Source organism: Yoonia sp. (assembly GCF_046498525.1).
Lineage (GTDB): Bacteria > Pseudomonadota > Alphaproteobacteria > Rhodobacterales > Rhodobacteraceae > Yoonia.
Genome location: NZ_JAWOAN010000100.1, coordinates 1 through 7,077, shown reverse-complemented (window position 1 = coordinate 7,077; position 7,077 = coordinate 1). Strand labels below are relative to the sequence as shown.

General features: G+C 58.0%; 8 protein-coding genes. All 8 read right to left on the bottom strand.

The genetic code is table 11. The features are described 5' to 3' along the window. Positions 1-214: 214 nt before the first annotated feature. A complete protein-coding gene (locus tag R6T97_RS07285) occupies positions 215-673 on the bottom strand; it encodes a prepilin peptidase (protein ID WP_410348628.1) in 459 nt (152 codons plus the stop codon). A gap of 49 nt (positions 674-722) precedes the next feature. Then, positions 723-2,324, bottom strand: coding sequence for a glucose-6-phosphate isomerase (pgi, locus tag R6T97_RS07280; RefSeq protein ID WP_410348627.1), 1,602 nt, complete (start codon positions 2,322-2,324; stop codon positions 723-725). Between the two features lie 3 nt (positions 2,325-2,327). Beyond that, the gene (pgl, locus tag R6T97_RS07275; RefSeq protein ID WP_410348626.1) at positions 2,328-2,999 is read right to left on the bottom strand and encodes a 6-phosphogluconolactonase; all 672 of its coding nucleotides are present in this window, start codon (positions 2,997-2,999) and stop codon (positions 2,328-2,330) included. Between the two features lie 59 nt (positions 3,000-3,058). After that, the gene (gene zwf, locus R6T97_RS07270) at positions 3,059-4,513 is read right to left on the bottom strand and encodes a glucose-6-phosphate dehydrogenase (RefSeq protein ID WP_410348625.1); all 1,455 of its coding nucleotides are present in this window, start codon (positions 4,511-4,513) and stop codon (positions 3,059-3,061) included. An 83-nt stretch (positions 4,514-4,596) separates the two neighbouring features. Next, a complete protein-coding gene (locus R6T97_RS07265; RefSeq protein ID WP_410348624.1) occupies positions 4,597-5,184 on the bottom strand; it encodes an HNH endonuclease in 588 nt (195 codons plus the stop codon). 282 nt (positions 5,185-5,466) lie between these two features. Further along, on the bottom strand, positions 5,467-6,135 hold the full coding sequence (locus R6T97_RS07260) for an alpha/beta hydrolase (RefSeq protein WP_410348623.1): 669 nt from the start codon (positions 6,133-6,135) through the stop codon (positions 5,467-5,469). Next, positions 6,132-6,761, bottom strand: a complete 630-nt coding sequence (locus R6T97_RS07255; protein WP_410348622.1) for a DNA-3-methyladenine glycosylase family protein — start codon at positions 6,759-6,761, stop codon at positions 6,132-6,134. Before R6T97_RS07255 ends, R6T97_RS07260 begins: the two co-directional genes overlap by 4 nt. Then, on the bottom strand, positions 6,758-7,077 hold a 320-nt coding region (locus tag R6T97_RS07250; protein ID WP_410348621.1), incomplete at its 5' end, for a precorrin-6A/cobalt-precorrin-6A reductase. The genes R6T97_RS07255 and R6T97_RS07250, both read right to left, overlap by 4 nt.

Below are 7,077 nucleotides of genomic sequence, written 5' to 3'. Positions count from 1 at the left end.
GTAGGTTTTTGACCTGCATCGCGTTCAGTTCTTTTGCACGTGGTGGCATTCTATCCGCCCTTATAGTCACCCAAAGATATGCAATGGAATGTAAGAGCATGAAACACGATGAACAACAGAAAACGCGCAAACACCCTATTTCAAAGGCATTTTATACTTGCGCGGCATTTCACGAAAGCCTTGTTTTGCTCCCGTTACCCGCTCCAATATCCTGCTAAAGCAGAAACATTCCCGCCAGCCCTGCCATCCCGATGGAAAAACTTAGCGGCAGGACCGCGTTCGCCATCAGGTACCAAGAGCTGTCTTCCGACCCCACGGCCTTGCGCAATTGCACAAAGACGAACGAACTCACGAAGAAGACGAGAAAGAAAATGATGGCGGCATAGCCCGCTTTGGACAGAGGGACGAAGAGTGCAGTTCCCGTCATCAGTTTCACCGCACCGGCACCGGAACCGCCGATCGCAAACATCACGAGCCCGAAGACAAGGACACCTGCGGCAAGTCCGATCTGCCAGTAAAGCGGCGTGCGATCTTCGGCCAGAATCAAAAGCACCGCAAACAGCGCAAACGGCATCAGCGTCAGCCAGTTCGGGATACGGCCGGTCCTGATTTCCAGCAACATGGCCACAACCAAGACGGCAGCCATGGCCAACGGTATCATCTCGACAATCATATCTGGCATCCTTAGGGCGGTATTATCCGCTTATGGCAAAGCCGATAGCCTATGACACCCCATGGGACTGCAGAAAATCGACAAGTGCGGCAGTTGAGCCATCCTTGCCAGCGGCACTTTGCTTGCCTTCCACAACGGGTTGCAGGGCCGTGGCCAGTTCCTTGCCCAATTCGACGCCCCATTGGTCATAGGAATTGATGCCCAACACAACGCCTTCGACAAAAACGCGATGTTCGTACAAGGCCACGATCTGGCCCAGCACCTCTGGCGTCAGTTGCGGGTAGGCAAGGGTCACCGAGGGGCGATTGCCTTTGAACACGCGGTGACGGGCCTGCCGCTCCAGTTCAGCGCCCTCAAACTTTTCGGCAATCTTGCTGCGCGCCTCGTCCAGGTCTCGCCCCAGCATCAGCGCCTCGGACTGCGCCAGACAGTTGGCAACCAGCAGCTGGTGCTGATGATGCAGATCGTCCTCATGGCCACGGGCCGCGACCAGAAACTCGCAAGGCACCACGCGGGTTCCCTGATGGATCAACTGGTAGAACGCATGCTGTCCGTTCGTTCCCGGCTCGCCCCAGACAACGGGGCCACTGTGCAGGTCCAGATCGGCACCGTCCATGCTGACGCCCTTGCCGTTACTTTCCATTTCGAGCTGTTGAAGATAAGCCGGTAACCGGCTGAGAAGGTTATCATAAGGCAACACAGCACGCGTCGCATAACCGCAAACCTGATTATGCCAAATCCCCACCAGTGCCAGCATCGCAGGCAGGTTGTCCTGCCAATCCGCCGCCTGAAAATGCCGGTCCATCGCCTGCGCACCGCGCAGGAAAGCGCGGAAACCCGTTGGACCGATCGCCATCATCAACGACAGACCAATCGGCCCCCACATCGAATAGCGGCCGCCCACCCAATCCGCGAACCCGAAGACGCGGGAGGGATCAATGCCGAAAGCCGTCGTCTTGTCCGCAGCAGTGGACAGCGCGACAAACTGCGCGCCGGGCGCGGCGACGGTCTGGCTCATCCACGCCTGCGCCGTGCGGGCGTTGGTCATGGTTTCAATGGTCGTAAAGGTCTTGGAGGCGACAATTACCAAGGTTGTTTCAGGTTCACATGTTCGCAAGACGGCAGCAATGTCCGCCGGATCGACATTGCTGACAAAATGGCAGCGCGGCCCGTCATGGTAGGGGGCCAGCGCCTGTACCGCCATCGCAGGCCCCAGATCGGAGCCACCGATGCCGATATTCACCACATCCGTGATCTTGCCACCTTGCCCCGTAAAACGGCCTTCGCGCACGTCGGCGGCAAAGCCTTCCATCCGTGTCAGCGTGTCCAGCACATTCGGCATGACATCCTGACCGTCCACCAGAACCGGATCGCCATCAAGATTGCGCAGCGCCGTATGCAGCACCGCACGGCCTTCGGTTTCATTGATCGGCGCGCCTGCAAACATTGCCTTGCGCTTTGCGCCGACTCCCGTTTGATCCAGAAGATCAATCAGCAATGCACGGCCCTCGGCATCGATATTCGTCTTGGCGTAATCCAGCCGCAGATCGCCTGTCTGTGCGGTGAAATCCGCAGCGCGTTGCGCATCCACAAGCGTTTCAAACCGGCGGTCAGCAACCGCTGCGTGGTGTCGGCGCAGGTCGTCCCACATGCTCTAGCGCTCCGCCCAATGCACGGTCGTCCCGCTCAGGATTGCGCAGACAGGTGCCTCTTCGGGGGGCAGATGGCGCGCGCGCTCAAGCGCCTCGCGTTTTTCAGCGCCGACGATCACCAGATGCCGGTTCATCGCGGACTTCAACACATGTGCAGACAGCGTGATCCGCGGCTCTGGCGCACCGGGCGCGCGCATGGCGACCAGACGGTCACGGCCATGCAATGCAAGGTCCAGCTGATCCGCACCTGGAAAAATCGACGCTGTATGCATATCAGCGCCCATCCCCAAGAGCACCACCGAAAGAGGGAGCTCAGGCGTCAGTGCTTCTGCCAGCTCGGGCAGTTTTTCTTCGGGTGTCTTGGCTTCCGCATAAAGCGGCACATAACGCGCAGCCGCCGCCCGGTTGACCAAAAGGCGTTCGCGCAGCAACCGCGTGTTGGACCGCTCGGAGCTTTCCGGCACCCAACGTTCATCCGTCAGCATCACATGGATGCGCGACCAGTCCAGATCGGCAGCGCACAGGCTGTCAAAGATAGGGCCCGGCGTCATACCACCGGGTACGGCGAGAGAGGCATGATCATGCGCCAGAAGAGAGTTCTTCAACTCGCTGGCCAGCGTGTCGGCCAGTTCCATCATCATCATCTCGGCGTCTGGATACTCAAGAAGTTTCATCGGACCAATCCTTTCGGGTTGATGGCACACGCGTAGTGTAAGGTTTATAAAGTGCAGCGTCAGCCCTTGATATCGCGCCATCTGCGACCATCACGGTGCAGCAACATCATCGCATCCTCAGGTCCGGCAGAGCCTGCTTCATAATGCTTGGGCACGTCATTGCGTGCTTCCCAGGTTTCAATCAAGGGATCAGTCCAGGCCCAGGCGGCTTCAACTTCGTCGCCGCGCATAAAGAGCGTCTGATTGCCCCGGATCACATCCATGATCAGACGCTCGTAGGCGTCCGTCACATCCTCGGCATCTTCGCCCAAGGCTTCGGCAAAGGTCATGTCCAAGGGCACATCGATCAGACGCATCCCCCCCGGACCCGGTTCCTTGATCGTCACCTGCAGGTCCATGCCCTCGTTCGGTTGCAGCCGAATAGCAAGGATATTGCGGTGACGCGCTTCGTCACCTTCAAAGATCGTATGACCGAGGTCCTTGAAAACAACGGCAATCTCAGAGGACCGCGCCTTCATGCGTTTGCCGGTGCGCAGATAGAACGGCACGCCCGCCCAACGCCAGTTCGCGATATGGCAACGCATCGCGATAAAGCTTTCGGTAAAGCTGCGGGGGTTTTCCACGTCTTCGCGATAGCTTGGTCCTTCTGGACCCGCATCATACTGGCCGCGGACGATATGGTGATGATCAATGGGCTGCAACGCCCTGATAACTTTCAGTTTTTCATCACGAACTGCGTCAGCCTCGAACTGCCCCGGAGGCTCCATCGCGATCAGGCACACCAACTGCATCAGATGGTTTTGCACCATATCGCGCATCGCGCCGGATTTATCATAGTAGGCCCCCCGCCCACCGACACCGACGGTTTCGGCCACGGTGATCTGGATATGATCGACATAGTGATTGTTCCAAAGCGGTTCGAACAACACGTTGCCAAAGCGGACGGCCATGAGGTTCTGGACCGTCTCTTTGCCAAGATAATGGTCGATGCGGTAAATCTGTTTTTCGTCGAAATGCGCCGCCAGTGTTTCATTCAATGCGCGGGCCGATTGAAGATCGCGACCAAAAGGTTTTTCCACGACGATCCGGCTGGTTTCATTGGCGATGCGGTTGGTGTGAAGCCGTTCGGCCAAGTCACCGAACAGCGTAGGTGCTACAGAAAAATAGAACGCTTGCACGACGTCCTGACGCACGATCCCGGCCAGTTCGGCCCAGCCATCTTCACCGCGCGCATTGATGGTGACATACTCAAGCTGCTTAAGAAAGGCGTCCAAGCCCTTCTTGTTGCTGGCTTCACTGCCCCCAAACTCGGCGACGGCTTCCGCAATCATTTCGCGATACCCATCCGAGTCGAGCTCGGAGCGCGCCGCACCGATGATCCGCGACCCAGCAGGCATTTGCCCCGACAGGAATCGCCGGAACAGGCCGGGAAGGATTTTGCGCCGGGCCAAATCGCCGGTGCCGCCGAAAATCACAAGATCAAATTCCTCGACCGGAATGACGCGAGAAACCATGGCAAACTCCCTGTGGATCGTGCGTTAGCGCTAACGCGGCTTTCCTACCCTGCTGATCCCGACAAGTCTAGCATTGGAATGGATTAAGCTTCGAGCTCTGCATCCCAATAAAGGAAATCAAGCCAGCTTTCATGCAGATGGTTCGGCGGAAACTTGCGACCAACGTTGTGCAACTGTTCGGTCACAGGACGGCGGGGCGGTTTTTGCAGGCTCATTCCGCATTGTTTGAGCGAACGTGACCCTTTGCGCAGATTGCACGGCGAACAAGCCGCAACCACGTTTTCCCAACTGGTGATTCCCCCACTGGCACGTGGCACGACGTGATCAAAGGTCAGATCGCCCCGCGCCCCGCAATACTGGCAGCAAAACTCGTCACGCAGAAACAGGTTGAAGCGCGTGAATGCCACCTGCTTTTGCGGCTTGATATAGTCCTTGAGCACGACAACGGAGGGGATTTTGATGACGGTCGAGGGACTGCGCACCACTTCATCATATTCGCTGACAATGTCGACACGATCGAGCCACGCCGCCTTGACCGCTTCCTGCCATGGCCACAGTGACAGCGGGTAATACGAAAGCGGACGATAATCCGCATTCAACACCAAAGCCGGATAATGCTTGAGCGCACCCGGCGCGCGCACAAAGTCAATTCTGAATTCTGTCTGCGTCATAACTCACACCCTAGATAGGCTGTGCGGGAGCAGTCAAAGCGGCAATCCCGCATTCCTCTTGATATGGACTATATATCGCGTCAGAAATGTGACAACCCCCAGAATATGCGGCAAAAACTGCAGCATTAGTCAGGTTCAAGCAGCAAGTTGCTCATCAGCGATCATCACTTGCGCCTTTGCCTGCAAAAGGGCCGCTTTTGCCGAGGGGACCAATTGCCCACTGCAGTCTTTCAAATTAAATTTTGGCAGACAACTTAACCCAAGACGGCAAGCACCTTCCGGCTAGCTCAACCCCAGCCTGTCACGCATAAAGGCCAATGCGACAGACAGGCCGTCAGGGGCAATGCCATGACCGGTGCCTTTCATGATATGGGCATAGACCTCTTTCCAGCCGGCTTCCTGCAAGGCCTCTGCCGCCTGCGGCAGCGATTGCGGCGGAACCACGTCATCCGCGTCCCCATGGATCAGCAAGACCGGCGGGCGGCTTTGTGTCTCATCGCCCAGAAGCTCCGGTTCCAGCAAACGGCCCGAGAACGCGACGATCCCCGCAACAGGGTCTTCACGGCGCGGAACAACATGCAGGGCCATCATCGTCCCTTGCGAAAACCCCAAGACCATCACCTGTTCGGGCAGCAGATCTTCGTCCACCATCACACCGTCCAGAAATGCGTCCAGATCAGCGGCGGCCCGTTCGAGGCCCAGCTTGCTTTCTTCTTCGCTTGAGCCGTCAATCCACGGGATCGGGAACCATTGGCGACCCATCGGTGCGCCCGGACATTCCTCGGGTGCGTCAGGTGAAATGAAAAGCGTGTCGGGCATATGTTCGGCCAATGGGTCGGCCAGACCAATCAGGTCTGCGGCGTTAGCGCCGTATCCATGCAAGAACACCACGCAGGACCGTGTTTCGCCAGAGACCGGTTCGCGCCGCTGGGCGTCCAAAGCTCGTGTCATATCATGCCTTCCCGTTGTTTATGTTGCTTGTAGTAGGCCCACATGATCCGGGCTGCAACCGACCGCCACGGGGACCACGCCTCGGACATCGCGCGGAATTCCTTTTCCTTGGGGCGGTCATGCAGATCAAAGATCAGTCTGGCCGCTTCCTGCAAGGCCAGATCACCGGGCGCGAAAACATCCGCGCGCCCCAGCGAAAACATGATATAAATTTCAGCCGTCCACGCCCCGATGCCGGGAACAGCTGTCAGTTCCTTGCACACATCCTGCGCTGGCATCTGACGCAAACCTTGATAGTCGATCCCTGCGTTCGCCAAAGCCTGCGCATACCGGGCCTTTTGCCTGCTCAGCCCCATTGCCCGCAAATCCTCTTCGCGGACGTTTGCCACAGCCGGTGCGTCGGTCATGCCGGCCTGCTGCAACCGCCCCCAGATCGCCTGCGCCGAAGCCACACTGACTTGCTGGCTGACAATGGCACTCAGGAGCGCTGAAAAACCATCCGGTTTCAGCCGCAACGGCAAATGCGGCAGACCTTTCATTGCGCGGGCAAATCGCGGATCAGCACGGCATAGCCATTCTGCGCCTTCCGCGACACACGCATCCGATTGAATAACCCGTTCTTTCATAGCGCATGCACCCAGGACAGGGCGTCCTCAACCGTCGCGACAACAGGCCAATTCCCCTGCGCAGGTCGGGCGATCATCAGCACCGGGATACCCAACTGCCGCGCCGCCGTCAGTTTCGTACGGCTTGGCGCGCCGCCCGCATTCTTGACGACCAGCACATCGATACCAAGGTCCTGAAACAAGGCAACCTCATCTTCGACCGAAAACGGCGGCCTGCCGACAAGATACCTCCCGCCCGCAAAGGGAAACGGCTTTTCAGGCGGGTCGATCTGGCGGCAAATCACCTCGCGCCCCTGCAGATTGGAAAACCGCTCTA